This is a genomic window from Mesorhizobium sp. M8A.F.Ca.ET.202.01.1.1, assembly GCF_004791595.1.
In the GTDB taxonomy this organism is placed as follows: Bacteria; Pseudomonadota; Alphaproteobacteria; order Rhizobiales; family Rhizobiaceae; genus Mesorhizobium.
Genome location: NZ_SRUN01000010.1, coordinates 250,519 through 277,207 on the forward strand (window position 1 = coordinate 250,519; position 26,689 = coordinate 277,207).

Consider the following 26,689-nt stretch of genomic DNA (forward strand, 5'->3'; position numbering starts at 1 on the left):
ATCTCCCAGTTTTCTACAACTTCGAGACAGATGCGTCACGCATCATTATTTGAATGCGCCGCATTTTAATATATGCTGCAGCGCTTAGAGATAATACGTCAAAGCTGATCGAAAAGGGGATGCGACCGTGATAACTGCTCCACAGTTGCGTGCCGCGAGGGCGCTCCTTGGCATCGACCAGCGCAGGCTTGCCGAATTATCAGGCCTTTCGGTGCCGACAATTCAACGTATGGAAGCCAGTGAGTCGATTATCCGAGGCAACGTCGATTCCCTCATGAAGCTGATTGGGGCTCTTGACCTTGCCGGCGTGGAATTGATTGCTGAAGGCGCCTCCAGCCAAATCGGTGGGCGCGGCGTGCGACTGAAAGCAGATTTTGATCCCGCCAAAATTCTGGGCGGGATCGATACGGACGCCAAACTCCCCGTGAGGAGCGTGGCGTGATTTCGAGCGCCGCGGTCCTCCTGTGGGGCGTTGCTGCGCTCTTGGGGACCGCGGTGCTTGCGGTTTCGGAAAGCCGTAGATCTGGCTCGGGAACACGCCTGATCTACGGCTTGACGCTAGGCATATCGGCGGCCGTGCTCCTGGTTCTCGCGAGCCGCATCGCCAATGATCCCGTCACCCCGTCGACTGCCGCGCTGCCTCTTGGGTTGCCATGGATTGGCGCTCATTTCCGCTTGGATGCGCTCTCGACTTTCTTCCTTGCCGTCGTCAATTTCGGCGGCGCCATGGCCAGTCTTTACGGCCTCGGCTACGGCAGGCACGAGTCCGCGCCGCATCGCGTGCTGCCGTTCTTCCCGGCCTTCCTTGCCGCAATGAACCTTGTCGTGATGGCAGACGACGCCTTCACCTTTCTGCTGTCCTGGGAATTCATGTCGCTCGCCTCCTGGGCGCTCGTCATGGCGCACCATCGCGAACAGGACAATGCGCGGGCGGGCTACATCTATCTCGTGATGGCGAGTTTCGGAACGCTCGCACTGCTGCTTGCGTTCGGTCTCCTGTCAGGCCCTGGCGGGAACTACACGTTCGAAGCGATGCGTGCCGCCTCCCCCACCCCGCTCGCCACCGCTTTCGTCCTGGCTCTTATGCTGCTGGGCGCAGGCTCCAAGGCTGGCCTTGTACCGCTGCACGTTTGGCTGCCACTCGCTCACCCGGCCGCGCCGAGCCACGTCTCGGCTCTGATGAGCGGCGTCATGACCAAGGTCGCCGTCTATGGCTTCATACGCGTTATTTTCGACCTCCTCGGCGAGCCGGCATGGTGGTCAGGCGTTGTTGTGCTTTTCCTCGGCGGCCTGACGGCGGTTCTCGGCATCCTCTACGCGCTGATGGAAAAGGACCTGAAGCGGCTGCTTGCCTATAGCACCATTGAAAATGTCGGCGTCATCTTCGTGAGCCTTGGCCTTGCGCTAGCATTCAGGGCGAATGCCATGCCATCGGCCGCGGCGCTGGCGCTCACCGCCGCGCTGTTCCACGTCCTCAACCATTCCTTCTTCAAGAGCCTGCTGTTTTTTGGCGCGGGCGCCGTGCTGACGGCAACCGGTGAGCGTGACATGGAGAAGCTGGGCGGCCTCATCCATCGCATGCCCCTTACAAGTTTTGCCTTTCTCGTCGGCTGCGTCGCGATCTCGGCTCTTCCACCCTTCAACGGGTTCGTCTCCGAATGGCTAGCCTTCCAGGCCATATTGCAGAGCCCCGACCTGCCACAATGGGGACTGAAGGTCATGGTGCCCGCCGTCGGTGGTCTGCTGGCACTCTCGGCGGCACTGGCCGCGGCCTGCTTCGTGAAGGCGTTCGGGATCACATTCCTCGGCAGGCCGCGCTCGGCCGCGGTGGAACCGGCGCACGAGGTCGACCGCTACTCGCTGACTGCAATGTTCAGCCTCGCGGCCCTGTGTCTGCTTGCCGGCATCGTTCCAGGTCTTGTAATAGACGGCCTATCATCGGTGACTCTCCCGCTGATTGGCAGCCGGATGCCGGTGCAGATGGCGCAGCCCTGGCTGTCGATCGTGCCGATTGCGACAAGCCGCAGTTCCTACAACGGCCTGCTGGTGTTTCTGTTCATCGCGTTTTCAGCATCCGCAGCAGCATATGTCATCCACCGTTTCGCGTCGCATGCAATCCGTCGGGGTCCTGCCTGGGGTTGTGGCTTCGCGGATGTGACCCCAAGCTCGCAATACACGGCCGTCAGCTTCGCACAGCCTATCCGCCGCGTCTTCGGCACGTTCGCTTTCCGTGCGAGGGAAACCGTCGAAATGCCGCCCCCCGGCCAAACCGGTCCGGCTCGCCTGGATGTCGAAATGCATGATGTGATCTGGGAGACGCTGTATCTGCCCATCGGCAAGGCCCTCGACTTCGCGACCGACCACCTGAACCATCTCCAGTTCCTGACGATCAGGCGCTACCTGACCCTCGTCTTTCTCTTTCTCGTTGTCTTGCTCCTGGTGCTCGCACTATGGCCCTGATCCTTGAGTTGGCCGTTCAGGGCGCACAGATGATCCTGGTGCTTTTACTGGCGCCACTCCTGACTGGCTTCGTGCGCAAGGTGAAGGCGAGACTTCTGCGGCGCCAGGGTCCCTCTCTCGTCCAGCCCTATCGCGACCTCCTACGGCTCATGCGCAAGGAGGTCGTCCTGGCGGATAACGCCTCCTGGCTGTTTCGCGTGACGCCCTATCTGATCTTCGCCACGACCTGGGTCGCGGCTGCGCTCATCCCGACATTCGCTACCGGGCTCACCTTCAGTTGGACTGCGGATCTCATAGCCATCGTTGCACTGCTTGGGAGCGCTCGGTTCTTCCTGGCGCTGGCGGGGATGGACGTCGGCACCAGCTTTGGCGGCATAGGTTCGAGCCGCGAGGTCATGATCGCTTCCCTGGCCGAGCCCGCAATGCTTCTGATCGTATTCAGCCTGGCGCTTGTTGCCGGAGCGACGCAGCTGTCCACGGTCGCCGCCTTCATGGGCTCGCCGCAAGTTGGGCTGCGGGTATCGCTCGGGATGTCCCTCATCGCCCTGGTGATGGTGGCGGTCGCCGAAAACGCCCGCATACCAGTGGACAACCCATCGACCCATCTGGAACTCACCATGGTTCACGAGGCGATGGTGCTGGAATATTCAGGTCGCCATCTGGCGATGATCGAGTTCGCGGCCTTCCTCAAGCTCCTGCTCTATATGTCGCTGATTTGCTGCGTCTTCCTACCTTGGGGACAGGCGACCGCCGAGGCAGGACCGGAATCCCTTGCTCCAGGTGTCGTTGCCTATATCGGCAAGCTTGCCGTCTGCGGCATTCTGCTCGCCGTGTTTGAGACTGCCATCGCCAAGATGCGCGTCTTCCGCGTCCCGGATTTTTTGGGCGCCGCACTCATGTTGGCGCTGCTCGGCACGCTCCTGCTGTTCGTCTCGCGGAGTCTGTGATGAACGGTCTCACCTTCGACATCGCTCATTTGCTCGCCGGCGGCCTGGTGCTGGTCAGCTTCATGATGCTCTATCAGGATCGACTTTTCGCGCTGATCAACGTCTTTGCGCTGCATGCCGTCGTGCTTGCGCTGTCGGTAGCCTGGCAGGCATACATTCAGGACGCCCATCATCTCTACGTCACCGCGGCGATCGCTCTCGTTTTCAAGGCGATCGTCATTCCCGTCGGGCTTCATCGCATCATCCAGCGGCTCGGTATCCATCGCGACATCGAGACAGCCGTTGGGATCGGTCCGACGATGCTTGCGGGAATAGGCCTGGTGGCCCTGTCCATGGTGTTGATGCTGCGCGTCACGCCCGAAGCTGACCCCCTCGCCCGCGAGGACCTGGCCTTCGCGCTGTCCATCATACTGCTGGGCCTTCTGGTGATGGTCACCCGCCGGAATGCCGTGAGCCAGGTTGTCGGATTCATGTCGCTCGAGAACGGTCTGGTCCTTGCCGCCACGGGGGCAAAGGGCATGCCGCTGGTCGTCGAGATAAGTGTCGCCTTCTCGATCCTGATCGCCTTCATCGTCATCGGGGTTTTCCTGTTCCGTATACGCGAACGGTTCGACTCGGTGGATGTCGGCGCGCTCGACGATTACAGGGGAGAACACCGTTGACCGCGTTATCCCTCGATGCGGTGGCTGCCGTTTTGCTGATACCGGCCAGCGCGGCCGCACTTCTGGCGTCGCTGCCGAACTACCGGATATCGGCGGGCCTCAATGTCGGCGCGAGCTTGCTGACCTTGCTCGCCGCGGTGTCGCTCTTCGTCACGGATCGGCCGCTGCCGGGCCAATACTTGCTCGTCGACGATCTCAATATCGTCTTCATCGTGCTCAACGCATTCGTCGGTTTCACGACGAGTGTCTTCAGCGCCTCCTACATTGCGCACGAGCTCGAGACAGGGCGGCTGACCGTACCAAACTTGCGATTTTATCACGCTATGTACCAGATCATGATGTTCGGCATGAACCTGGCGTTCGTGTCGAACAATATCGGCCTGATGTGGGTGGCGGTGGAGCTTGCCACACTGACCACCGTGCTCATGGTCGGGATCTACCGCACGCACGAAGCGCTGGAAGCCGCCTGGAAATATTTCATTCTGGGAAGCGTCGGCATCGCGCTTGCGCTCTTCGGTACCATCCTCGTCTATATGGCCGCCCAGCCGGTTGTCGGCGAGGGCACGAATGCCATGGTCTGGACGGTGCTCATCGAGCATGCGGCGCGCTTCGACCCGGCCTTGCTGAATGTCGCCTTCGTTTTCCTGCTGCTCGGCTACGGTACGAAGGTTGGCCTTGCGCCCTTGCATGCCTGGCTGCCGGATGCGCACGCGGAAGGCCCGACGCCGATTTCCGCGGTGCTGTCAGGCCTGCTGTTGAACGTCGCGCTCTATGCCGTGCTGCGCTTCAAGCTGCTGCTTGCGGCTAGCCCCGAAGCGATCGCGCCTGGGCCATTGATGATCACGATGGGGCTGACGTCGCTTGTTTTCGCGGCCTTCATGCTCTACCGCCGCCGCGACATCAAACGTCTGTTCGCGTACTCTTCGATCGAGCACATGGGCATCATCGTGTTCGCTTTCGGCATGGGTGGCCCGCTCGCCAATTTTGCCGGTCTGCTGCACATGGTCATGCACAGCCTGACCAAGTCGGCGATCTTTTTTACGGTAGGCCACATTGCCCAGGTCAAGGGAACACAGAACATAGCAGAGATCCGGGGGCTGACAGAGACGCATCCGGGGCTTGGCTGGGCGCTCGTCATCGGGGTTGTTGCCATTGCCGGCCTTCCTCCGCTCGGCATCTTCATGAGCGAATTCCTGGTCGTGAGTTCGACATTTGCCAGACACCCCCTCCTGGCGATGCCGTTGGTGTTCGGGATTCTGCTCGCTTTCGGAGCCCTGCTGCTTCGACTGACCGGCGTCGCTTTCGGCGAACCGCGCGGCAGCACCGCACCCGCCGAGGCGTCCTACATACCGATGTATTCCCACTTGGCGCTGGTGTTTGCCGCCGGCATCTACCTGCCGCCATCGCTGGTCACATGGTTCCAGCATGTCGCAAGTATCCTGGGATGAGAAAAGAGCCATGCCCGAGCTGATCGATCTCATACTTGATGGCCGACGTGTAAAAAAACATTTCCCTTGGCCACGCGCCGTGGCGACCCCCCAAATATGGGGCTTTGCTATTGAAAAGCTGGTCGTGGGTCACTGGAGCTTGCTCGGTCTTTGGGGTGAGCCAAGCGTCGTCCACATGGCGCTTCTTGACGAAACGGCCGGGAACATCGGCGTTATCAGCCTGAAATGCCCGGACGGCCGCTACCCATCGGTCGGTCGGCTGCATCCGCCGGCATTGCGTCTCGAACGTGCGGCCGCTGACCTTTTCGGCCTCTTGCCACAAGGCGCGCCTGATACGCGACCGTGGCTTGATCATGGCCACTGGGGTGTCAGCTATCCATTGAATACCCACGTCCGGACGTCTGCTGCAACGGTGTCCCCGTACCCTTTCCTGTCAGCCGAGGGGGAAAGCCTGCATCAGATTCCGGTCGGGCCCGTGCATGCCGGCATCATCGAGCCAGGGCATTTTCGATTTACAGCGAGCGGCGAAACGGTCGTCCGGCTGGAGGAGCGCCTCGGATACACGCACAAGGGCATAGAAGGCTTGATGGCGGGGTCCGATATCGACCGTGCAGCCAAACTGGCGGGCAGGACCTCTGGCGACAGCACCGTGGCGTATTCACTGGCTTTTGCCCGCGCGGTCGAAACGGCGCTGGGTGTCGAGATTCCCTCACGAGCAACCTGGTTGAGAGCGCTCATGGCCGAGCTGGAGCGTCTGGCCAACCATCTGGGCGACATCGGCGCCATCTGCAATGATGCCGCCTTCGCCCTCATGCATGCCCACTGCGGAGTGCTGCGTGAGCGCGTGTTGCGGGCTAGCGATAATGCCTTCGGCCATCGTTTGATGCGCGACCGCATCGTGCCGGGAGGGGTGGCAAGCTTCCTCAGCGATGAGGGGGCGACAGCGGTCAGGTCTCTGATCGCAGAGATCAGGCGGCGGTTTCCCGCACTGGTCGAACTCTACGACAACACGGCTTCGCTCCAGGATCGGACAGTCGCAACTGGCCGGCTGAAGGTGGAGCTTGCTCGACAATATCGTGCTGGAGGGTATGTCGGGCGGGCCTCCGGCCGGGACTTCGATGCCCGCCGCAATGTCGCCTATCCACCCTATGACAAGCTCGCCTTCGATGTGCCTGTCCTCCAGGAGGGCGATGTGAACGCCCGTGTCTGGATTCGTATCCACGAGGTTGAACAGAGCCTATCCCTGGTCGAGCAAATCCTGGCACAACTGCCAGATGGGCCGATCCGTGTCGACTTCGCGCAGACAGGCGGGCCGCATGAAGGCATGGCGCTTATCGAAGGTTTCCGGGGCGACATTCTGGCCTGGCTGCGCATCGGCAAGGGCGGCTTGGTGGAGCGCTGTCACCTGCGTGATCCGTCGTGGTTTCAATGGCCGCTTCTTGAGGCTGCGATCGAGGGAAACATCGTCGCCGACTTCCCGCTGTGCAACAAATCGTTCAACTGCTCCTATTCCGGCCACGATCTCTGAAGGCACGTCGTCATGCGCAAGCTTCTCTTCGAAAGCCTGATACGCCCCCCTCTCACCGAGCGTCCACCGGTGGCACGCGAATCGGCAGTCGAGGAATTGGCGCGTGCCCTCAACGGGTCCGCTCGCAAAAGGCTGGGGAGAAGCCTGGCGATTCGGGCTGTCGACGCCGGTTCCTGCAACGGTTGCGAACTCGAGATGCATGCGCTCAACAACGCTTTCTACGACATCGAGCGTTTTGGGATCCGGTTCGTCGCATCGCCGCGCCATGCCGATGTGCTGCTCGTCACGGGTCCGGTCACAAAAAACATGCGCGAGGCATTGAAGCGGACATACGACGCAACTCCTAATCCCAAATGGGTGGTCGCGCTCGGAGATTGCGCCAAGAACGGCGGCTGTTTCGCCGGCGGCTATGCCGTGATGCGCGGAGTGTCGGAGGCGCTGCCCGTCGACCTGCATATTCCAGGCTGCCCGCCGCCGCCCATCGAAATTCTGAAAGGCCTGCTCGCCTTGCTTGAGGGAGTGAGTTCAAAGGCTGGCGTTGCTCGAAGTTGACTATCGATGTGGAGGGCTCTTCCGCCACAAGGGGAGCAAAAGCCTCCAGGCCTAAAATGGCATCCCGACTAACCAGGTTCGATGTGAAAACGGAGCCTTGAACGATCGCAGCGTGAAGCAGAAGCAGGGCAAACTGGTCGACGGGCTGCCGCAGATTGCAAGGGAGCAGGCCGAGATCAGGAAGTGATGAGCGCGCTGGACTGCATCAGCCAAGCGGGCAGGAACCATCACCCGACGAGCAGCTAGCTTCCGGTGTTCCTCACGGAACCGATGCCCTCCGCCGTGAACAGTCGGCGAGATAGCCGCGGCAGGCTTGAGTGCAACGCTCAGGCGTCCTAGTGGGCCTTACGAGTTGGCCGATCATCTGAAATGACAGTCCGCAAGGCGCGCATGGTCAGACAGTGTCCATCTGATGGCGCAGCAGCCCCGCAACCTAACGCTGGACCCGTGCAGCATCATGTCAGACAGTGTATATCTAGGTGTTGAACCATTGAGTGTCATGTATTATACATTATCATTGATGGACAAAAGGAAGCGACATATTTGCACGGCCGGCTCTGCCAGTCGCCCTTTCACGAGGCTTGGTGGGCCGATGCCCTAACTGTGGTCAGGGGAAATTGTATCGCACCTACCTGAAGCAGGTGGAGCGTTGCGCAGTTTGTGGAGAACACTTTGGTGACATAGAATCTGACGATGCGGCGCCTTGGTTCACTATCCTCATTGCGGGCGTCTTTGCAGCCCCCTTGTATTTCTTGTTCCAAGGGCTTCTTCTGTCATACTTCGCCGTCACAATGGTATTGATCTCTCTTATTATTGTAGCGCTGATACTGCTTTTGTTACCCCGCATAAAAGGCGCTTTGATCAGCGCGTTCTGGTTTTCGCGGCTTAAAAACGACGAGCCGGGATGATCCCTTTACTGATCACAATTGCCGTCTTTCCATACGCCGTCGCGTTGGTCGATGACTGTTTCAATGCGGAGCAGCGTAGCCTGGAGACCAAAATGTGATTAGCGCTTCGCAGATTCGCGCAGCCCGGGCATTGCTTGGAATCGACCAGAAAAGCCTAGCTGAGCGTGCCGGCATTTCCCTGTCAGCCATCCAACGAATGGAGGCCGGCGAGAGCGATCTACCCGGCGCGTTTGACATGCAGAAGAACGTCGTAATCGCCCTCAGAGCAGCAGGGGTCGAGCTGATTGGCGATCATGAGCGCAGTGGCGGCGGAGGCCGAGGCGTGCGCCTGGCGCATCCTGTCGGTCTGGCAGGCCGGACGCATTGATTGCCCCGACGGCGTCGTAAGGACGACACCGATCAATCGGCGAGGTCTCGACCTGAGAAGCAGGAAAGATGAACACGTATCATCCAATGGGCCAATGAAGCGACGATACACAGAACATCAGGAGCCAACTGGTAGCTGGTCGGTCGGTTTGTTCGGGAAGAACTCATTCCTGCCCCTCCACTACACTCGGAACATAGATCTTCACCCGACCTCCTGACCCTCGTCCGCTCCAGGCAGTGAAGCCCACTAATGCCGCTCACCTCCTGAGGTCTTCGGCCTCGCAGCGGATTTTTCGAACACGCCGCCGATACCGGCGCGTCGATCGAGACAATACATCCGTTTTGCGGACCGCCCGCACCCAACATATCACTGTAGATGACGCGGCGGTGCCGCGCGATGCTCTCCATGTGTGTTCCTATATCCGGATCGGATCAGCGCAGCTTCGAGCAGGATGCGATGGATCTGGATGCGCTCGATGGAATCCGGCATACAAAGCAACCACCCTGCTCCAATCCACTCATCATGCGTCGGCGGGACTGAAGGCGATCAGAAATGACCACTCGATCTTCCTTTCTAGGCTTGCCCGATCGCCTCGCCGATGGCACGGCGCCCCGCGCGGTAATCTTCGGAGCTGGTCACGGCAGCACCTATCCCGGCAAAGACAGCAGCGGTCATGCCTTGGCCGCCGAGGCCATCCGCTTTGCGAGCCAGGGTGATGCCGCGCTCGTCAAGCACTGGGATTTCGATCTCGGCGGCCCGCTGTTCGACGGCAGGCCGATCTGCTGCGTCGACGCCGGCGACATCCTGACCATCATGCATGACAATGCCGGCAACCGTGCCCGGATCGAGGCGAAGACGCGCGAGATCCTGTCATCGCCGGCCGTGCCCATCCTGCTCGGCGGCGACGATTCCGTGGTCAGTCCCTTCCTCGCCGGCTTCGCGGATCACGGGCCTGTCTGGATCCTGCAGATCGACGCCCATATCGACTGGCGTGACGAAGTGCATGGCGAGCGCTACGGCTACTCCAGCCCGATGCGCCGGGCGAGCGAGATGGCGCATGTCGCCGGCATGGTGCAGGTCGGATTGCGCAGCGTCGGCAGCGCACGCCTCGCGGAAATCGAAGCGGCGCGGCACTATGGCAGCCGTTTCGTCACCGCCCGCGAGGTTCACGCCCTGGGTGTCGAAGCCGCCCTGCGCCATATTCCGGAAGGCGCGCGGGTCGTCGTCACCTTCGACTGCGACAGTCTCGACCCAGGCATCATGCCTGGCGTGGCCGCGCGTACGCCCGGCGGCCTCACCTATACGCAGATCATCGATCTCATCGCAGGCCTCGGCAAGCGGGCGAGGATCGCCGGATTCGATCTTGTGGAGCTCTATCCGCCAGCCGACATTGACGGCCTGTCGGCCCTCACCGCCGCGCGCCTTCTCATCAATGTGATCGGCGCCGTGGTCCGGCAGGTTTGAACCTCGACCTGAGGTCGAATACGGCTCCGGTCCGCGGCTTGCAGGAACCTTACCGAGGCCCCTGCTCCAGCCTGATCCGGTAACTCAGCGAACGCTTCGCGCCCGGCGCGATCAGCATCAGGCCCGGCTTGTCGGTGAACTCGCCATCGAAATCCAGCGGGCTGGCAATGCCGTGCCAAGGCTCGATGCACAGGAACGGTGCGCCGCCAGGTTTGGACCAAATGCCCAGTTCTTGAAATCCCTGCCATGAGACCTCGATCGCCGGACCGCGATCGGCGCTGTAGCGAACGCTGCTGCTGGCCGGCTGGTCCAGGATCACGGCGTCCCCATCAAACAGCCGTTCGGACAGCTCGAGGATATTGCCTTTGACAGGCGTTGGCTGCGGCGTCGCGGTGAGCAGGCCATCCTTCAGCCGGCGGATCGGAGCGCGCTCTGCTTCGGCGAACGTCAGGCGATAGGCGTCCTTGGCTACATCGGGCAGAAGCGGCCAGTTGAATGCCGGATGCGCCCCGATCGAGGCCGGCAACGGGTCGTCGCCAGTGTTGGTGACCTCTAATCCTATGTCGAGCTGCCCCTCGCCCAGCGTATAGGTCACGGCCAGGCGAAATGCGAACGGGTAGTGCGTTCGGGTTTCCATGTCATCGGTGAGCACCAGCGTGCAGGACCGGGGCCCCCTCTCCGCCCACGCAAAAGGCTTATCGCGCGCGAAGCCGTGCTGCGTCATCGGATAGGTCTGGCCGCGATGGCGCAGCTGATCGCCCTTCAGCCGGCCGACGATCGGAAACAGCACCGGCGAATGGCGTCGCCAGGCCGGTCCGGCCTGCCACAGGAACTCAAATCCTCGTGCATCCCGCAGCGAAACCAGTTCCGCGCCATCCGCGACGATGGTTGCCGATATGCCGTCACCGTCGAGCGTCAGGCTGTCCTGTCCCATATGTCCCTCGCGGTTTGTCTGGTGTGGCCAGCAGGCTAGCAAATGGCCGGGCTCGAACTCAAGGCCGCCGACCCATTTGCATTTATGAACATCGACGGCGCCGCGGGCCAAGCGTCGTCTCGAATGAAAAAGTGGCCGGAGGTTTCCCTCCGGCCACGGCAGAATGCCAGATGTTGCCTGCTACGGTTCGGACTATTCCCGCTCGCCGGTGAAATTCAGCAGCAGCTGGAAGATGTTGATGAAATTCAGATAGAGCGAGAACGCACCGAAGACGGCGAGCTTCTGCCGCGACTCCGCATCGAAATTCTCCGCATACTGCTCCTTGATCGTCTGCGTATCCCAGGCGGTCAGGCCGATGAACACGGCGATGCCGATCACCGAGATGGCGAACTGCAGCGCGGTCGAGCCGAGGAAAATGTTGACGATGCTGGCGATCACCACGCCGATCAAGCCCATGATCAGGAAGGACGAGAACTGCGTCAGGTCGCGCCTGGTCGTGTAGCCGTAGAGGCTGGTGGCGCCGAACATGGTGGCGGCGATGAAGAAGGTGCGCGCGATGCTGGTTCCGGTGAAGACCAGGAACACCGAGGCCAGCGACAGGCCCATGACGGCACAGAAGGCCCAGAACATTGCCTGCGCGCTTGCCGCCGACATGGTCTGCATCTTGAACGAGAACAGCAGCACGAAAGCGAGCGGCGCCAGCATCACCACCCATTTCAGCGGGCTGGAAAAGATCGGCACGTAGAGAGCCGGCGTCGACGACACCAGCAAGGCGACAAGGCCCGTGACCACCAGGCCGAGGCCCATGTAATTGTAAACGCGCAGCATGTGCTGGCGCAGGCCCTCGTCGTAGACGGCTCCGGTCCGGGCGCCTGTGCCCACGCGGTATCCAAGATTGGGCGCATTCATTTTCAGGTCTCCTTTGTGGATCGGTCAGTAAAGCGTTCTGGCGAGCGTTTCGGCGGCGCGGTCGAGATCATGAACCTCGCTCTTCGCGACAACCGCGTAGGCGACATCGCCGATCTGGAAGTAAGCCGAGGAGATGTCGCCGGAGGGCGCGACGGTCGGTTTGACCACATCGAAAGTGCCCGGCCGGATTGCGAACAGCGACACCAGGCCCATCTCCTTCGTTTCAACAGCAATCTCGACACTCGGGCCGAAGCGCGACGGATAGATCTGCACGTCGCGGACTTTCCAGTCCGTCGGCAGGGATGGCATGACAATGGCGGTGGCGGCGCGGATCTCGCCGGCATTGTAATTGGGCGCCTCGGTCTGCGAGGGCATGTTCTCGCGCAGCAGCGTCGTCCTATGTGCCTGTACCGCCTCGTCGACATAGGCGGGCGGCTGCGGCGAAGCGACGACCTTTGTCACCGATATCGGCCCGATGATGCCGTTGGCCAGCCAGCCGGCGGCAACGAAAGCAGCAACCGCCGCCGCGCGTTGCAGCACGCCGAAGATACGGCCCCGGCCAAGTCCCCTCTCCAGCCGCCGTGCGGCATCGGCCGTTGCTGGCCGCGCCATGCCACCGGAGCCAGCCAACGCCACGCGCAGTTCGTCGCGGGTGCGCAGATCGGACATCACGCGCGCGGCCGCCGCCGGACGCGCGGCCAGGAAAGCCTCGACCTCGATGCGGCGGGTGACGTCGAGCTGGTCGTCGACATAGGCGTCGAGATCGGCGTCCGTAACCGGGTCGACAAGAGCGGTCATGAGTCGCCTCCCACGATCCTGAGATGATTTTTGCCACGGGCGGGCGCCTCTTCCATCTGGCGCAAAGCCGCGCGCGCCCTGCCGATACGCGACATCAGCGTGCCCAGCGGCACGCCGCTGGCATTTGCCGCCTGCTGGTAGGAGAGGCCCTCGATGGCGACCAGATGCAACGCCGAGCGCTGCTCTTCCGGCAGGCTGAAAAAGGCTTCGCGCACCTGCGCCAGGCGCACGGAATGTTCCTGCGGCGCCGGCGTGCTGCCGTCGGCCAGATATCCGGCCTGTTCCAGCCGCGCCGCTTCCGAACGGCGCGAACGCACGCGGTCGATGAAGGTGTTGTGGACGATCGACAGCAGCCATGCCCGCAGGTTTCCTCCCGAGCGGAAGGTGCCGCGCCGCTCATAGGCGCGCACCAGCGCGTCATGCACGAGATCCTCGGCCTCGACGCCGTCGCGCGTCAGCGAGCGCGCATAGCGCCGCAGCGACCCGAGCTGTCCTATGATGTCAAAGCGTGGCATCGACGGTTTCATGCCCTGTTTACGGAGCATGTGGGGCCTTTAATCCCGCTGGCGCCATTTTTTCTTCGTTGGAGGATATGTCGGCGGCTGCCCTCACCTCGCTCAGTTGTCGTAGGCGCCCCCTGGTCCAAAGTGTTTTGCCGGTTTGGGAAGCGTTACGCCGCAGGCGCGGAGCATCCACCTGTGGCCATCGCTGCGAAAATCCGTGATGCTCAGCGGCTCGACGTCGATCTTCCAACTGGCGGCAAGCGGCGCGCCGAGAACATGCAGGATCGCGGCGCGGATGACGCTGGCATGCGTTACTGCGATCGTGTGGCCACGTTCGGCGATCAATCGATCCATCAATCCAGCCGCCCTTTGGGCAACCTCGGCCAGCGATTCGCCACCATGCGGGGCCGCATTCGGATCCGTGCGCCAGGCGCCGATCTCGTCGGGCTGTCGCGCCTCCACCTCGTCAAGGCTCTTGCCTGCCCATCGTCCGTAGTTCTGGTCCGCCAGCGTCGGATCGACAGATGCATCCAGCGATAGCGCCTGCGCGGTCTGACGGGCGCGAAGCGCCGGCGCTGTCCACACACGGTCGGCGCGACGCAGCGTCCCGCGCATCGCGTTTGCCAATGTCAGCGATCGTGGCTCCAGCGGTTCATCCGAAGGAAACGATCCTTTCCGGGTCGCCGCCGTGGCGCCGGCGCAGATCATAGTCAGACGGACGAGCATGGAGCATGCTTTCTCTGAAGTGGGTGGAAGCTGTACCAACAGTGCCGCCTTTCATGCCGGCGCACCGAAACCGCTGGTGAAACGTAGCCAATTTGCGTATCACTCCGCCGCGCCAACGGAACCATAATGATGTTCGAAGACCTGCAGCCAGCTCCCGCCGACAAGATTCTTGCGCTGATCGGCCTCTATCGCGCCGATCCACGCCCTGGCAAGGTCGACCTCGGCGTCGGCGTCTACAAGGATCGCGACGGCAAGACGCCGGTCATGCGCGCCGTGCGCGAGGCCGAGAAGCGGTTGCTGCAGGGACAGGATACCAAGACCTATCTCGGCCTTGCGGGCGATACCACTTTCAACACGGTGATGGCCAAGCTCGCCTTCGGTCCGGGTGCCGACCTGTCGCGTATCCGGGCAGCACAGGCGCCTGGCGGCTCCGGCGCGCTGCGGCTGGTGGCGGAACTGCTCAAGCGCACACGGTCGGACGCGACGGTCTGGGTCTCCGACCCGACCTGGCCGAACCATATGCCGGTGATGCGTGCCGCCGGCCTGCAGATCCGCGAATATCCCTATTTCGATGCGGCCTCGGGCGCGGTTCGTTTCGACGATATGCTGGCCGCGCTACGGGGCGCCAACAACGGCGACGTGGTGCTGCTGCATGGCTGCTGCCATAACCCGACCGGCGCCAATCTCGACGCGGCTCAGTGGGAGGCCGTCACGGATCTGGTCGTCGAGCGCGGCCTGCTGCCATTTGTCGACATCGCCTATCAGGGCTTTGGCGACGGCCTCGAGGCGGACGCACTCGGTTTGCGACTGTTGGCCGCGAAGGTGCCGGAAATGGTCGTGGCGTCGAGCTGTTCGAAGAATTTCGCCGTCTACCGCGACCGTGTCGGGGCGGCGATGGTGCTGGCCAGGGACGGCGCGCAGGCCGACGTGGCGATGAGCCAGATGCTGTCGGCGGCGCGCGCCATGTATTCGATGCCGCCGGACCATGGCGCGGCCGCGGTGCGCATCGTGCTGGAAGACGCCGCGCTGCGTGCCGACTGGGAAGCCGAGCTCGAAGAGATGCGCCTGCGTATGCTGCGGCTTCGGGTCGCGTTCGCCGAGGCGTTGCGCCGGCAATCCAATTCCGATCGCTTCGACTTCGTTGCCAGCCATCGCGGCATGTTCTCCCGGCTTGGCCTCACGGAAGCGCAGGTCGAACGGCTGCGCGCCGAGCACGCCGTCTACATGGTCGGTGACAGCCGCATCAACGTGGCCGGCCTGCCCGAGGACGGCATGGATGACCTCGCCAAGGCGATCGTTTCCGTGCTGGACTGATGAAACGGGTACGGTGCAGCTGTGGACAAAGTCCCCTCGCCGGCTGACAGCGTTGGCCGCGCGGCGGTCGGCGCGATAGCATCCGCCGCATGACACCATCGAAAGATATTTCACGCCTGATCGAGATCATGGCGGCGTTGCGCGCGCCGAAGACCGGCTGTCCGTGGGACATCGAGCAGGATTTCTCGACCATAGCCCCTTATACGATCGAGGAGGCCTATGAGGTGGCGGACGCCATCGCGCGCGGCGATCTCGACGACCTGCGCGACGAACTCGGCGACCTCCTGCTGCAGGTCGTCTACCACGCGCAGATGGCGCAGGAGGCCGGAGAGTTCGCGTTTGGCGACGTGGTCCAGGCCATCACCACCAAGATGATCCGCCGCCATCCGCATGTCTTTGGCGACGAGAAGGCTCGCAGCGCCGGCATGGCCAAGGGCATGTGGGAGAAGATCAAGGCGCAGGAGAAGGCCGAGAAGCGGCAAGCCCGCCTCGCGCGTGGCCTCGACCCCGAGGATAATGGCAAAGGCTTCCTGGACAGTGTTCCAGTCGCCCTGCCCGCCTTGACGCGAGCGCTGAAACTTCAGGAAAAGGCTGCCCGTGTCGGCTTCGACTGGAGCGAGGCCGTTCCCATCCTGGACAAGATCGAGGAAGAGATCGGGGAGTTGCGCGAGGCTCTGGCCAAGGGCGAAACGGCTGACATCAAGGACGAGTTCGGCGACACGCTGTTTGCCGTCGTCAATCTCGGCCGTCACTTGAAGCTCGACTCGGAAGCGGCGCTTGCCGGCACCAACGAGAAATTCCGCTCACGCTTCCACTACGTCGAGCAGGCCGTGGAGAAATCCGGCGGCACGCTGGAGGAAGCGACCCTGGAGGAAATGGAAGCGCTCTGGCAGGAAGCGAAAACCGCGACGTAAGCCTATAGCTCGGCAATGCCGGGCGAAAAACCGCGATACACTTTTCCTGGAGTTGCTGCGCGTTAGCCGTTGTTTTTGCGCCGCAATCGGCTTTCGATCTCTTCGCGAGCGCTTTGCGTGGCCTTCAGTGAAATGGTGGCGCTGCCGTCGTCATTGTCGGTCCGCGAAACGACGTCACCATTGCGATAAAGCCAATCGACCAAGCCAAACTGGGCCGGCTCGATCGTCACCGTCAGGTCTTGCAGCTCGCCGGCCATTCGCGTTTCGATGACCGCTTTCAGTACATCGATGCCTTCGCCTGATACCGCCGATACGGCGATTGGCGGTTCCTTGCTGCCGTCGGCGCCGTCGGCAAGCAGCCGGTGCCTGTTGCCTTCGTCCAGAAGGTCGATCTTGTTCCAGACTTCGATGACGCGCTTGGCGTCGCCGGCATCGACGCCGAGGTCGGCGAGGATGCGCTCGACATCCTCGGCCTGAGCCGCCGTATCGGGATCGGAAATGTCACGCAGATGGAGAACGAGGTCGGCCTCGACCACTTCTTCCAGCGTGGCGCGGAAAGCCGCGATCAGATGCGTCGGAAGGTCCGAAATGAAGCCCACCGTGTCGGAAAGTATAATCGGCGTGCCATGCGGCAGGCGTACGCGGCGCAATGTCGGATCAAGCGTGGCAAACAGCATGTCCTGCGCCAGCACCCCTGCCCCGGTCAGCTTGTTGAACAGCGTCGACTTGCCGGCGTTGGTGTAGCCGACGATCGCCACCACCGGAAACGGCACCTTCTTGCGCTTGGCGCGATGCAGGTCGCGGGTGCGGCGCACGGTTTCCAGCTCGTGCTTCAGCTTTATGATCTTTTCCTGCAACTGACGCCGATCGGATTCGATCTGCGTTTCACCGGGGCCGCCGAGGAAGCCGGCACCGCCACGCTGGCGCTCCAGGTGGGTCCAGCTGCGTACCAGGCGGCCCTTCTGGTAGTTGAGATGGGCAAGCTCGACCTGCAGCGTGCCTTCCTTGGTGCGCGCCCGCTCGCCGAAAATCTCCAGGATGAGCCCGGTGCGATCCAGCACCTTGGCGTTGAATTCCTTCTCGAGATTGCGCTGCTGCACCGGCGTCAGCGGATGGTCGACGATGACCACTTCCGCATGGCCCTCCTTGACGATTTCGGCGAATTCCTCGACCTTGCCGCTGCCCAGCAATGTCGCCGGACGCGGGTCGTTGACGGTCACGACGGCCGTATGGATCAGATCAAGGTCGATGGCGCGGGCAAGGCCGACTGCTTCGTCGTGGCGCGCCTCGGCCGAGCGCGTCAGCCGGGGACGGCTCGTGTCATCGTCATTACGCGGTTGGCGGGTAAGCACCGGTACGATGACAACGGCCCGGGTCGGGGCTTCGGCCGCCCCGGGATGATGCGCTGGTTTTCCGCGAACCGTGCCGTCCGCGTCCTTCTCACGTGCCAATCAGGCGCCCTGGCTTTCCTCGCCATCGAACATCTGAACCGGCTGGCTCGGCATGATCGTGGAAATGGCGTGCTTGTAGACGAGCTGGGAGTGGCCGTCGCGGCGCAACAGGACGCAGAAATTGTCGAAGGAAGTGACCACGCCGGTCAGCTTCACGCCGTTGATGAGAAAGATGGTGAGCGGGTTCTTGCTCTTGCGAACTGAGTTCAGGAACAGGTCCTGAAGGTTTTGCGATCGTTCCGCCATTGTTTTTGTCTTTCGCCGATCCCCTTCGGTTTGCAGCCAATGCGCCAAATTAGCGGGCACATGTCAAGCGCGCAAACACCATCTTGCCGTCAGTAACGACAAGCAGAACGAGATATATTGATGTTCATTCCACCTGTGCGGTTATCAGGCTGGACTTTTTTCCGCAATGTCAAAAAAGGCTTGCCGCAACGAAAGTGTTATTGAGCCGGGGTGTCCATTGGCTATGGGATCACCGTCGATGGCCACGATTGGCATGGCAATAGTCGTCGCCGAACTGATGAATGCTTCGCGAGCCGCCTTGGCCTCGGCGACGGAAAATCCACGCTCCTCGATCTTCAGGCCGAGCTTTGCGGCGACTTCGAACATGGTGGTGCGCGTGATGCCGCGCAGAATGCCATGTTCGGCCGGCCTGGTGACCAGAACGCCGTCCCTGGTAACGATCCAGGCATTCGACGAGCCGCCTTCCTTGACGTTGCCATCCGTGTCCACGAACCAGGCTTCCTGGGCGCCGGATTCCTTGGCCTTCTGCTTGGCCAATACATTGGGCAGCAGCCCGACGGTCTTGATGTCGACACGGTCCCAGCGGTTCTCCGGCACGGTAATGACCGCGATACCGGTCTCGGCTCGTTTCGTGCCGGCGGCAGGATCCGCCTTCCTGGCTGTCACCACCAAAGCCGGCTTCGTGTCCGCCGACGGAAAAACGAAATCGCGGCTGGCGACACCGCGCGTCACCTGAACATAGACCAGACCGTCGACGACATGATTGCGGTTGACCACCTCGCGCAGGATCAGCGGCAACACATTGCGTGTCACCGGCCAGGCGATCGACAGCTCGGTCAGCGAGCGGTTCAGGCGGGCAAGGTGGCGCGGCATGTCGACGATGAAGCCGCGCGCCACCTCGCAGACCTCGTAGACGCCGTCGGCGAACTGATAGCCGCGATCCTCGATATGCACGGAAGCGTCAGCATGAGCGACGTAGCGCCCGTTGACATAGGCAATGCGCGGCATTGGCGACCCCTGGAAAATTCTCGGGCTTTCTTATGCGATTCCGCCGCCGCCGTAACCGGCAAATGCTTGGCCCAGGCGCGGCTGATGGACGCCGCGTCAGACGCCCAGCGACTTCAGCTTGCGATGCAAGGCGGAACGCTCCATGCCGATGAACTCGGCCGTCTTCGAAATGTTGCCACCGAAACGGTTGATCTGGGCTATCAGATAGTCCTTTTCGAACTGTTCGCGCGCCTCGCGCAGCGGCAGCGCCATGATGTGCTGGTCCGACTGGTTCGGCGTGCGCGGCATGACATCGCCGATTTCGGACGGCAGCAGATCGGCGGTGATCGGCGCGTCGACGTCCTCGCCGCGCGCCAGGATCATCAGCCGCTCGACATTGTTGCGGAGCTGGCGCACGTTGCCCGGCCAGTTGTGCGCCTGCAGCACGGCCAGCGCGTCATCGCCGATACGGCGCGGCTTGATGCCGGCCTGGCGGGCGATCTGCTTCATGAAATTGTCGACGAGATAGGGGATGTCCTCGCGCCGCTCGGCCAGCCCCGGCACCATGACCGGAACCACGGCGAGCCGGTGGTAAAGATCCTCGCGGAAACGCCCGTCGGCGATCATTGCCTCCAGGTTCTGCGAGGTCGAGGAAATGATGCGGACATCGACCTTGACCCGCTTCGTGCCGCCCACCCGCTCGAACTGCTGTTCGACCAGCACGCGCAAGATCTTGTTCTGCGTCTCGCGTGGCATGTCGGCCACTTCGTCGATGTAGAGAATGCCGCGATGGGCCTCCTCCAACGCTCCCACCTTGCGCTCGACCCCGTTCGATTCGGTGCCGAACAATTCGATCTCCATGCGCTCGGGCGTGATGTTGGCGGCGCTCAGCGTCACGAACGGCCCGCCCTTGCGGGTCGACAGCGTATGGATGGCGCGCGCCGCCAGTTCCTTGCCCGAACCGGAGGGGCCAACGATCATCACGCGGCTGTTGGTCGGCGCGACGCGCTCGATGGTCTGGCGCAACTGGCTCATCGCCGACGACATGCCGATCAGGTCGAAGGTCTCGCCGCTGCGCAGCTTGAGGTCGGAAACCTCGCGGCGCAATTTCGAGGTCTCGAGCGCGCGTTCGGCAATGAGGATCAGCCTGTCGGCCTTGAACGGCTTCTCGATGAAGTCATAAGCGCCGCGACGGATGGCGGAAACCGCCGTTTCGATGTTGCCATGGCCTGAAATCATCACCACGGGCAGGTTGGGGTGCATGGTCTTGATCTCGTCGAGCAACGCCAACCCGTCCAGGCGCGAACCCTGCAGCCAGATGTCCAGGAAGATCAGCCTCGGCGCTCGATCGGCGATGGCCGCCAGGGCGCTGTCGGCATCGAATGCCGTACGGGTTTCATGACCCTCGTCACTCAGGATGCCCGCGACGAGTTCACGGATGTCTTCCTCGTCATCGACGATGAGAATATCAGACGCCATTACCGACCTTTTCAGTTTCTCTTTCGTGGTCCGCCCTGCTTTCGCCGCGCGGCGGCGCGCCGGTCGCGGGCGGCAGGACGATGCTGATCATCGCGCCGCGCCCGCCATGGAAATCCGCGGGCGCGTCATGGAGTTCCAGCCTGCCGCCATGGTCCTCCACGATCTTCTTGACGATAGCGAGACCAAGCCCAGTGCCCTTTTCACGTGTGGTCATATAGGGCTCCAGCAAGCGTTGGCGATTCTCGCGCGGCAGGCCTTTGCCATTGTCGATGACGTCGATGCGAATCGCGCCATTCTGGCGGCCGGCTTGAATCCGGATTATGCCGTGCGAACCGTCCTTCTGTTCCAGCCCGTCGATCGCCTCGGCGGCATTCTTGATCACATTGCCGAAGGCCTGAGCCATCAACCGGCTGTCGAAAGTGCCCTTGAGCGGTTCGTTGCCGAATATCCGCTCGAAGGTGATGTCGGCACGGCTGACTTCGACCAGGAAAGAGGCCTCGCGCAGCGATTCGCGCAGGTCGATGGCTTTCATCTCGGGCTTTGGCATGCGCGCGAAGGCCGAGAACTCGTCGACCATGCGGCCGATGTCCTCCACCTGCCGGATGATGGTGTCGGTACACTGGTCGAAAACTTCGCGGTCTTCGGTGATGACCTTGCCGTAGCGGCGCTTGATACGCTCGGCGGAAAGCTGGATCGGGGTCAGCGGGTTCTTGATCTCGTGGGCGATGCGCCGCGCCACATCTGCCCAGGCGGACGAACGCTGGGCCTGAACCAGATCGGTGATGTCGTCCACCGTCACGACATAGGATTTTTCCTCCGAGCCGTCATCGCCTGCCTCGATGGTGACCTGCACGTTAAAGGTCCGCTCGGCGCCGGCTCGATAGAAAGTCACCTGCTCGCGATAGACAGGTTTGCCGGACTTGCGGCCGATCTCGAAGACACGGCCGACATGCGGGAGGACCGCGGAAAGGTTTTGCCCGAGCGCCGCGCTGGCGGAAATGGCCAGCATCGATTCGGCAGAACGGTTGACGATGGTGATGATGCCGTAAGGGTCGACGCCAATGACGCCGGCGGTGACACCGGCAAGCACGGCTTCGGAAAAACGCCGCCTCTCGTCGATCAGGTCCTTCGCCGACAGAATCTCGTTGCGCTGTGATTTGAGCTCCAGCAGCATCTTGTTGAACGTATCGCCAAGCGAGGCGACATCGCCATCGGATGGCCGCACCGGCACCGCAACGTCGAGATTGCCGGTCGCGACTTCGTCGGCAGCGCCGATCAGCTGACGGATTGGCCGCACCAGCCGGTCGGCAACAGCGATGCCGGTCCAGATCGCCGACAGGATGATGATCAAGGTGAGTGACAAATAGGGCAGCGCAAATGCCACTTGCGAGGTGCGCCTGTTATCCTCGAGATTGCGATACTCGTCGGTGTTGGACCTGACGATCTGCCGCGCCTTGATCACCTCGGGGTCGACAAGTCGGATAGTGTAGAGATAGAGGCCCTCGATCTCCCGCAGCTTGACGATGGCGCCCATGATGTTGCGCGTGCGCGGCTCGATCAGCACCGGCTTGCCGTCTGTGGCGGTGGCAACCGCTCCTTCCGGCGGTTCCGGCATGGCAAAATCGGCATCGGTCTTGGCGCTCATGACGAAGGAGCCGTCGGGCTTGATCAGCGCGGCATGCGCCAACGAGCGGCCCACGGCTTCCTTGTTCATGAGGTCGAGAAAGCCGGTGCGATCGAGGCCGTAGAGCGTGCGGGACGAATCGAGATCATAGGCCATCGACAGCGTCGTGCCCTGCAGATTGCGGGCGTTCTCCTGCACATAGGCGTCGGCGATCGACAGTGAAGAATTGACGATCGTCTTGGTGCGAATCTCGAACCAGCGATCAAGGCCGATATCGAGCGTTATCGAGGCGATGATCGCCACCATGATGGCGGGAATGGCGGCAACCAGCGCGAACATGGCAACGATGCGCACATGCAGCCGAGAAGCCGCCTTGCCATGGCGGCGCGCCATGACGATGCGATGCACCTCCCGCCCGACCAACGCGATGAGAACGAGCACGAAGGCGGCGTTGAGCGCGATCAGCGCCCAGGTCGTCTTGGCGTCAGGCGCAATCGGCGTCGCTCCGACCAGGATGGCGAACGAGATAGCCGCCATGACCAGGGCACCGACGACCGCCACCACGCCGGGCAGCGCCAGCAGCCGGCGCCCGTCGCGCGCGCCAGGTTCGCTGAAAAGCGGTTTGTTGAGTACAGGTGCCTGCGGAGCCATGTCGCCGTCTAGAGCCAGTGATTGCGTCGGATCTATGCAATGCATTGTGGCGATTATGCAACAAGTGTGACAGCAGCGGGACTCTTTCCCCGTTCGGTCCCCTGAAAAGATCGTGTGCTTGGCGCGGGCTCAGGTCTGGCGGGAGGACTTGTAGACGTTGACGCCCAACTCGCGAATCTTCTTGCGCAGGGTATTGCGGTTGAGGCCCAAAAGCTCCGCGGCCTTGATCTGGTTGCCGCGGGTTGCCGTCATCGAAGCCAGCACCAAGGGATATTCGACCTCGGACAGAATGCGCTCGTAGAGACCGGCAGGCGGCAATTCGCCTGCAAAGGAGGCGAAATAGCGCTGCAGGAAGTGCTCCACCGCCTGGCCGATGGAAAGATCGTCGGGAATGAGGTTGCCGGCGCCCGGTACCACCGGGCGCTCGCCTGTCTTGAGTTCCGCCTCGATGATCTCGGCGGAGATCTCGTCCTGCGAATAAAGCGCGGCGAGCCTGCGAACGAGGTTTTCCAGCTCGCGCACATTGCCTGGCCAGGGATAGCGCTTCATCAGCTCGATGCCGCCGGAAGAGATGCGCTTGGTCTGCAGCCCCTCCATCTCGCCAAGCTTGAAGAAATGGCGCACCAGGTCGGGCACATCCTCGGAGCGTTCGCGCAGCGCCGGCAACCTGAGCGGCACGACGTTGAGACGGTAGAAGAGGTCCTCGCGGAAGAGGCCCTGGTTGATCAGCGTGCGCAGGTCCTTGTTGGTTGCGGCAACGATGCGCACATCGGTCTTGATCGGCGTGCGGCCGCCGACCGTCGTGTACTCGCCCTGCTGCAGGACGCGCAGCAGGCGCGTCTGCGCCTCCATCGGCATGTCGCCGATCTCGTCGAGGAACAGCGTGCCGCCCTCTGCCTGCTCGAAGCGGCCGGTCGAGCGGTTCTGCGCGCCGGTGAAGGCGCCCTTCTCGTGGCCGAACAATTCCGATTCGATGAGATCGCGCGGGATCGCCGCCATGTTGATGGCAACGAATGGACCGCCACGACGGCGTCCATATTCATGCAGCGCGCGCGCCACCAGTTCCTTGCCGGTGCCCGATTCGCCCGAGATCATCACCGTCAGGTCGGTCTGCATCATGCGCGCCAGCATGCGGTAGATGTCCTGCATGGCCGCCGAACGGCCGACCAGCGGCATCGTTTCGGGCTGCTCTTCCTGCCGGGCATCGATCTTGGGCCGCCGGGGCTCGGACAGCGCGCGGTTGACGATGTTGAGGAGTTCGGTCAGGTCGAAAGGCTTCGGCAGATATTCGTAGGCACCGGTTTCGGAAGCGCGGATCGCCGTCATGAAGGTGTTCTGGGCGCTCATGACGATGACAGGCAGTTCCGGCCGCGCCTTCTTGATGCGTGGCAGCATGTCGAAGGCGTTCTCGTCCGGCATCACGACGTCGGTGATGACGAGGTCACCCTCGCCAGCCGCCACCCAGCGCCACAGGGTCGAGGCGTTGGAAGTGACGCGCACCTCGTGACCGACACGCGAAAGGGCCTGATTGAGCACGGTGCGGATCGCCGCATCGTCATCGGCGACGAGAATGTTGCCGCGAACGGTCATTTGCGATCTCCTTCGCCGTCTTGATCGGCGCCTAGCGCCGTTTCCTTCCAGGCCGGCATCAGCACCCGGAACGTCGTTGCGCGCGGCGTCGAATCGCACTCGATGATGCCGCCATGTTCACCGACGATCTTGGCGACCAGCGCAAGCCCCAGCCCCGAGCCGTTCGGCTTGGTGGTGATGAAGGGATCGAACAGGATCGGCAGGATATCTTCCGAGACGCCCGAACCATTGTCGCGCACGCAGAACTCCAGCGGCAGCGATACGCGGTCCTGCGTGCCGGGAACCGAAACGCGAATGCCGGGCCGAAAGGCGGTGGACAGCACGATCTCGCCGTGGGGATCGCTACCGATCGCCTCGGCGGCGTTCTTGACCAGGTTGAGGAACACCTGGATCAGTTGATCGCGATTGGCGAACACTGGAGGCAATGATGGATCATAGTCCTCCAATATCTTGATTTTCTTCGCGAAACCGTTCTTTGCGATTGCTTTCACGTGATCGAGCACGACGTGGATGTTGACGGGATAGCGATCGATCGGCCGCTCGTCGGAAAACACCTCCATTCGATCGACCAGCGACACGATGCGGTCCGTCTCGTCGGTGATCAGCCGCGTCAGCGCGCGATCCTCATCGGAGGCGGACAGTTCGAGCAGCTGGGCCGCCCCCCTGATACCGGACAGCGGGTTCTTGATCTCATGCGCCAGCATCGCCGCCAGGCCGGTCACCGAGCGCGCCGCGCCGCGATGCGTCATCTGCCGGTCGATCTTGTCGGCCATCGACCGCTCCTGGAACATGACAACGACGGAGCCCGGAAATTCCGGCACCGGCGCGACGTAGAGATCGACGACCTTTTCGATGCCGAGGCGCGGTGACGAGACGTCGACCCGATACTCGTTGACGGGCGCGCGGCGCTCGCGCACCTGGTCGACCAGCGTCAGCAATGGGCTGCCGAAAGGTATGAGTTTGGACAAGGTGTTGCGCGCCAGCATGGTCGCGCTGGAGCGAAAGAAATCCTCGGCATCGGCGTTGGCGAAGATGATGAACCCTTCCTCGCTGATCATGATCACCGGGCGACGGATCGTATTCAGCACGATCTGGGCGGCATCCGCTATTTCGGTGCCTTGGCCAGCAGTGGCGGTCATGCGGCGCTCCGCAGGTTCATGGTTTGCGGATCGCGCGAAAACACATCGCGCAGCAAGGAAATGACGCGAGCGGGTTCGAACGCGGTAATTATCGCTTTTCTACTGTCGCCGGCGACACCCCCGGCATGTCGATCGAGATACCAGCCCAGATGCTTGCGCGCCTGGCGCAGGCCGCTCTCGATGCCGTAAAGCGCCAGCATGTCCTGGTAATGAGCAATGATATAGTCGGAGAGCGCTTGGCGGGTCTCGGGAACGCCGGGCGAAAATGTCCCAGCGGCGGCCGTAGCGATGCTGCCGGCGACCCACGGCGCGCCATAGTGGGCGCGGCCGACCATCACCGCGTCGGCGCCGGACTGTTCGAGAATGACCGAGGCTTCAGCCGGGGAGCAGACATCGCCATTGGCGACGACTGGGATGGAAACGGCCTCCTTGACGCTAGCGATGGCACGCCAGTCCGCCTTGCCCTGGTAGAACTGGCAGCGTGTGCGGCCATGGACCGTGACCATCCTGACGCCCGCCTGCTCGGCACGGCGCGCAAGGACGGGAGCATTGAGTGCCGCCTCGTCCCAACCCAGCCGCATCTTGACCGTCACCGGCACCTTGACGGCGCCGACCACGGCCTCGATCAGCGAGAGCGCGTGGTCGAGGTCCAGCATCAATGCCGAGCCGGCATAGCCGCCGGTGACCTTCTTGGCCGGGCAGCCCATGTTGATGTCGATGATGTCGGCGCCCTCGCCGGCGGCGATTCGAGCGCCTTCGGCCATATGCATCGCCTCTCGGCCGGCAAGCTGAACCATATGGACGGGCAGGCCGGAATGACGTATGCGCAGGTCGCAGCCAGCCCTGCCCTTGGCGAGTTCGCCACTGGCAACCATTTCGGATACGACCAGGCCGGCGCCGTGTGAATGGGCGCGCTGCCTGAACGCCTCATCCGTAATCCCGGACATCGGCGCGAGGAAGACGCGGTTGCGGATTCTCACGCCGCCGACGTCGAGAGGCGCGGCCAATCTGATCAAGTTAACCATGCACAAAAACCAAGCATGTCCATTCGTTGCACATTCTCTAGCCAGATCGAGAGAAATGTGCAA

At 62.4% G+C, this 26,689-nt stretch carries 25 protein-coding genes; 12 read left to right on the forward strand and 13 right to left on the reverse strand.

What is annotated here, in order from left to right:
* The first annotated feature begins 127 nt into the window (after positions 1–127).
* The 10 genes from EN845_RS22240 (at position 128) to EN845_RS22285 (ending at position 10,336) form a co-directional block, all read left to right on the forward strand.
* Entirely contained in the window at positions 128–442 is a 315-nt protein-coding gene (locus EN845_RS22240; protein WP_127872387.1) for a helix-turn-helix transcriptional regulator, read from the forward strand.
* A complete protein-coding gene (gene hyfB / locus EN845_RS22245; RefSeq protein WP_127872562.1) occupies positions 442–2,460 on the forward strand; it encodes a hydrogenase 4 subunit B in 2,019 nt (672 codons plus the stop codon). Before EN845_RS22240 ends, hyfB begins: the two co-directional genes overlap by 1 nt.
* Positions 2,451–3,407 carry an NADH-quinone oxidoreductase subunit H gene (locus EN845_RS22250; protein ID WP_127278786.1) on the forward strand — a complete coding sequence of 319 codons (957 nt, stop codon included), beginning with the start codon at positions 2,451–2,453 and terminating at the stop codon, positions 3,405–3,407. The genes hyfB and EN845_RS22250 overlap by 10 nt, the downstream gene beginning before the upstream one ends.
* Positions 3,407–4,069 (forward strand): hydrogenase-4 component E, encoded by a 663-nt coding sequence (locus tag EN845_RS22255; RefSeq protein WP_127872386.1) that lies wholly within the window; start codon positions 3,407–3,409, stop codon positions 4,067–4,069. Before EN845_RS22250 ends, EN845_RS22255 begins: the two co-directional genes overlap by 1 nt.
* Positions 4,066–5,517, forward strand: a complete 1,452-nt coding sequence (locus EN845_RS22260) for a hydrogenase 4 subunit F (protein WP_127278784.1) — start codon at positions 4,066–4,068, stop codon at positions 5,515–5,517. The genes EN845_RS22255 and EN845_RS22260 overlap by 4 nt, the downstream gene beginning before the upstream one ends.
* 10 nt (positions 5,518–5,527) lie before the next feature.
* A complete protein-coding gene (locus tag EN845_RS22265; protein ID WP_127872385.1) occupies positions 5,528–7,045 on the forward strand; it encodes an NADH-quinone oxidoreductase subunit C in 1,518 nt (505 codons plus the stop codon).
* Between the two features lie 12 nt (positions 7,046–7,057).
* The gene (locus EN845_RS22270; protein ID WP_127872384.1) at positions 7,058–7,597 is read left to right on the forward strand and encodes an NADH-quinone oxidoreductase subunit B family protein; all 540 of its coding nucleotides are present in this window, start codon (positions 7,058–7,060) and stop codon (positions 7,595–7,597) included.
* Between the two features lie 617 nt (positions 7,598–8,214).
* A complete protein-coding gene (locus tag EN845_RS22275) occupies positions 8,215–8,505 on the forward strand; it encodes a DUF983 domain-containing protein (RefSeq protein ID WP_135894015.1) in 291 nt (96 codons plus the stop codon).
* Positions 8,506–8,599: 94 nt separating this feature from the next.
* Positions 8,600–8,872, forward strand: a complete 273-nt coding sequence (locus tag EN845_RS22280; RefSeq protein ID WP_127872382.1) for a helix-turn-helix transcriptional regulator — start codon at positions 8,600–8,602, stop codon at positions 8,870–8,872.
* A 552-nt stretch (positions 8,873–9,424) separates the two neighbouring features.
* A complete protein-coding gene (locus EN845_RS22285; protein ID WP_127872381.1) occupies positions 9,425–10,336 on the forward strand; it encodes an agmatinase in 912 nt (303 codons plus the stop codon).
* 49 nt (positions 10,337–10,385) lie between these two features.
* Here the strand turns inward: EN845_RS22285 and EN845_RS22290 are convergent, their stop codons facing one another.
* The 5 genes from EN845_RS22290 to EN845_RS22310 form a co-directional block, all read right to left on the reverse strand.
* The gene (locus EN845_RS22290) at positions 10,386–11,270 is read right to left on the reverse strand and encodes an aldose 1-epimerase family protein (RefSeq protein ID WP_127280957.1); all 885 of its coding nucleotides are present in this window, start codon (positions 11,268–11,270) and stop codon (positions 10,386–10,388) included.
* Between the two features lie 192 nt (positions 11,271–11,462).
* A complete protein-coding gene (locus EN845_RS22295; protein ID WP_127872380.1) occupies positions 11,463–12,179 on the reverse strand; it encodes a Bax inhibitor-1/YccA family protein in 717 nt (238 codons plus the stop codon).
* Positions 12,180–12,203: 24 nt separating this feature from the next.
* A complete protein-coding gene (locus EN845_RS22300) occupies positions 12,204–12,977 on the reverse strand; it encodes an anti-sigma factor (RefSeq protein ID WP_127872379.1) in 774 nt (257 codons plus the stop codon).
* Positions 12,974–13,492 carry a sigma-70 family RNA polymerase sigma factor gene (locus tag EN845_RS22305; protein ID WP_245511781.1) on the reverse strand — a complete coding sequence of 173 codons (519 nt, stop codon included), beginning with the start codon at positions 13,490–13,492 and terminating at the stop codon, positions 12,974–12,976. The genes EN845_RS22300 and EN845_RS22305 overlap by 4 nt, the downstream gene beginning before the upstream one ends.
* 102 nt (positions 13,493–13,594) lie before the next feature.
* Complete coding sequence (locus EN845_RS22310) at positions 13,595–14,206, reverse strand: histidine phosphatase family protein (RefSeq protein ID WP_127872377.1); 612 nt, start codon at positions 14,204–14,206, stop codon at positions 13,595–13,597.
* Positions 14,207–14,335: 129 nt separating this feature from the next.
* Here EN845_RS22310 and EN845_RS22315 point away from each other — a divergent pair, with 129 nt between their 5' ends.
* Together EN845_RS22315 and mazG are read left to right on the forward strand one after the other, a co-directional pair.
* Complete coding sequence (locus EN845_RS22315; protein WP_127872561.1) at positions 14,336–15,520, forward strand: amino acid aminotransferase; 1,185 nt, start codon at positions 14,336–14,338, stop codon at positions 15,518–15,520.
* Between the two features lie 89 nt (positions 15,521–15,609).
* Positions 15,610–16,434, forward strand: a complete 825-nt coding sequence (mazG, locus tag EN845_RS22320) for a nucleoside triphosphate pyrophosphohydrolase (RefSeq protein WP_127872376.1) — start codon at positions 15,610–15,612, stop codon at positions 16,432–16,434.
* 62 nt (positions 16,435–16,496) lie between these two features.
* On the opposite strand, the gene hflX is transcribed toward mazG, so the two are convergent.
* From hflX to dusB, 8 genes are all read right to left on the reverse strand, one after another.
* Complete coding sequence (gene hflX, locus EN845_RS22325) at positions 16,497–17,885, reverse strand: GTPase HflX (RefSeq protein WP_127872375.1); 1,389 nt, start codon at positions 17,883–17,885, stop codon at positions 16,497–16,499.
* Positions 17,886–18,131 carry an RNA chaperone Hfq gene (gene hfq / locus EN845_RS22330; protein WP_006202172.1) on the reverse strand — a complete coding sequence of 82 codons (246 nt, stop codon included), beginning with the start codon at positions 18,129–18,131 and terminating at the stop codon, positions 17,886–17,888.
* A gap of 144 nt (positions 18,132–18,275) precedes the next feature.
* Entirely contained in the window at positions 18,276–19,139 is an 864-nt protein-coding gene (locus EN845_RS22335; RefSeq protein WP_127279996.1) for a D-amino-acid transaminase, read from the reverse strand.
* Between the two features lie 96 nt (positions 19,140–19,235).
* The gene (locus EN845_RS22340) at positions 19,236–20,597 is read right to left on the reverse strand and encodes a sigma-54 dependent transcriptional regulator (protein ID WP_015317919.1); all 1,362 of its coding nucleotides are present in this window, start codon (positions 20,595–20,597) and stop codon (positions 19,236–19,238) included.
* Positions 20,587–22,872 (reverse strand): PAS domain-containing sensor histidine kinase, encoded by a 2,286-nt coding sequence (locus tag EN845_RS22345; RefSeq protein ID WP_167531435.1) that lies wholly within the window; start codon positions 22,870–22,872, stop codon positions 20,587–20,589. Before EN845_RS22345 ends, EN845_RS22340 begins: the two co-directional genes overlap by 11 nt.
* A 129-nt stretch (positions 22,873–23,001) precedes the next feature.
* Positions 23,002–24,462 (reverse strand): nitrogen regulation protein NR(I), encoded by a 1,461-nt coding sequence (gene ntrC / locus EN845_RS22350; protein WP_027142746.1) that lies wholly within the window; start codon positions 24,460–24,462, stop codon positions 23,002–23,004.
* Positions 24,459–25,601 (reverse strand): nitrogen regulation protein NR(II), encoded by a 1,143-nt coding sequence (locus EN845_RS22355; protein WP_127872374.1) that lies wholly within the window; start codon positions 25,599–25,601, stop codon positions 24,459–24,461. The genes ntrC and EN845_RS22355 overlap by 4 nt, the downstream gene beginning before the upstream one ends.
* On the reverse strand, positions 25,598–26,626 hold the full coding sequence (gene dusB / locus EN845_RS22360) for a tRNA dihydrouridine synthase DusB (RefSeq protein WP_127872373.1): 1,029 nt from the start codon (positions 26,624–26,626) through the stop codon (positions 25,598–25,600). Before dusB ends, EN845_RS22355 begins: the two co-directional genes overlap by 4 nt.
* Between the last annotated feature and the right edge of the window lie 63 nt (positions 26,627–26,689).

Excerpts from the sequence above, each read along its gene's own strand:
- EN845_RS22250 (WP_127278786.1), top strand. The coding sequence starts at position 2,451 with ATGGCCCTGATCCTTGAGTTGGCCGTTCAGGGCGCACAGATGATCCTG.
- EN845_RS22255 (WP_127872386.1), top strand. The coding sequence starts at position 3,407 with ATGAACGGTCTCACCTTCGACATCGCTCATTTGCTCGCCGGCGGCCTG.
- EN845_RS22265 (WP_127872385.1), top strand. The coding sequence starts at position 5,528 with ATGCCCGAGCTGATCGATCTCATACTTGATGGCCGACGTGTAAAAAAA.
- EN845_RS22270 (WP_127872384.1), top strand. The coding sequence starts at position 7,058 with ATGCGCAAGCTTCTCTTCGAAAGCCTGATACGCCCCCCTCTCACCGAG.
- EN845_RS22285 (WP_127872381.1), top strand. The coding sequence starts at position 9,425 with ATGACCACTCGATCTTCCTTTCTAGGCTTGCCCGATCGCCTCGCCGAT.
- EN845_RS22290 (WP_127280957.1), bottom strand. The coding sequence starts at position 11,270 with ATGGGACAGGACAGCCTGACGCTCGACGGTGACGGCATATCGGCAACC.
- EN845_RS22295 (WP_127872380.1), bottom strand. The coding sequence starts at position 12,179 with ATGAATGCGCCCAATCTTGGATACCGCGTGGGCACAGGCGCCCGGACC.
- EN845_RS22300 (WP_127872379.1), bottom strand. The coding sequence starts at position 12,977 with ATGACCGCTCTTGTCGACCCGGTTACGGACGCCGATCTCGACGCCTAT.
- EN845_RS22305 (WP_245511781.1), bottom strand. The coding sequence starts at position 13,492 with ATGCCACGCTTTGACATCATAGGACAGCTCGGGTCGCTGCGGCGCTAT.
- EN845_RS22310 (WP_127872377.1), bottom strand. The coding sequence starts at position 14,206 with ATGCTCGTCCGTCTGACTATGATCTGCGCCGGCGCCACGGCGGCGACC.
- EN845_RS22315 (WP_127872561.1), top strand. The coding sequence starts at position 14,336 with ATGTTCGAAGACCTGCAGCCAGCTCCCGCCGACAAGATTCTTGCGCTG.
- mazG (WP_127872376.1), top strand. The coding sequence starts at position 15,610 with ATGACACCATCGAAAGATATTTCACGCCTGATCGAGATCATGGCGGCG.
- hfq (WP_006202172.1), bottom strand. The coding sequence starts at position 18,131 with ATGGCGGAACGATCGCAAAACCTTCAGGACCTGTTCCTGAACTCAGTT.
- EN845_RS22335 (WP_127279996.1), bottom strand. The coding sequence starts at position 19,139 with ATGCCGCGCATTGCCTATGTCAACGGGCGCTACGTCGCTCATGCTGAC.
- EN845_RS22340 (WP_015317919.1), bottom strand. The coding sequence starts at position 20,597 with ATGGCGTCTGATATTCTCATCGTCGATGACGAGGAAGACATCCGTGAA.
- EN845_RS22345 (WP_167531435.1), bottom strand. The coding sequence starts at position 22,872 with ATGGCTCCGCAGGCACCTGTACTCAACAAACCGCTTTTCAGCGAACCT.
- ntrC (WP_027142746.1), bottom strand. The coding sequence starts at position 24,462 with ATGACCGTTCGCGGCAACATTCTCGTCGCCGATGACGATGCGGCGATC.
- EN845_RS22355 (WP_127872374.1), bottom strand. The coding sequence starts at position 25,601 with ATGACCGCCACTGCTGGCCAAGGCACCGAAATAGCGGATGCCGCCCAG.
- dusB (WP_127872373.1), bottom strand. The coding sequence starts at position 26,626 with ATGGTTAACTTGATCAGATTGGCCGCGCCTCTCGACGTCGGCGGCGTG.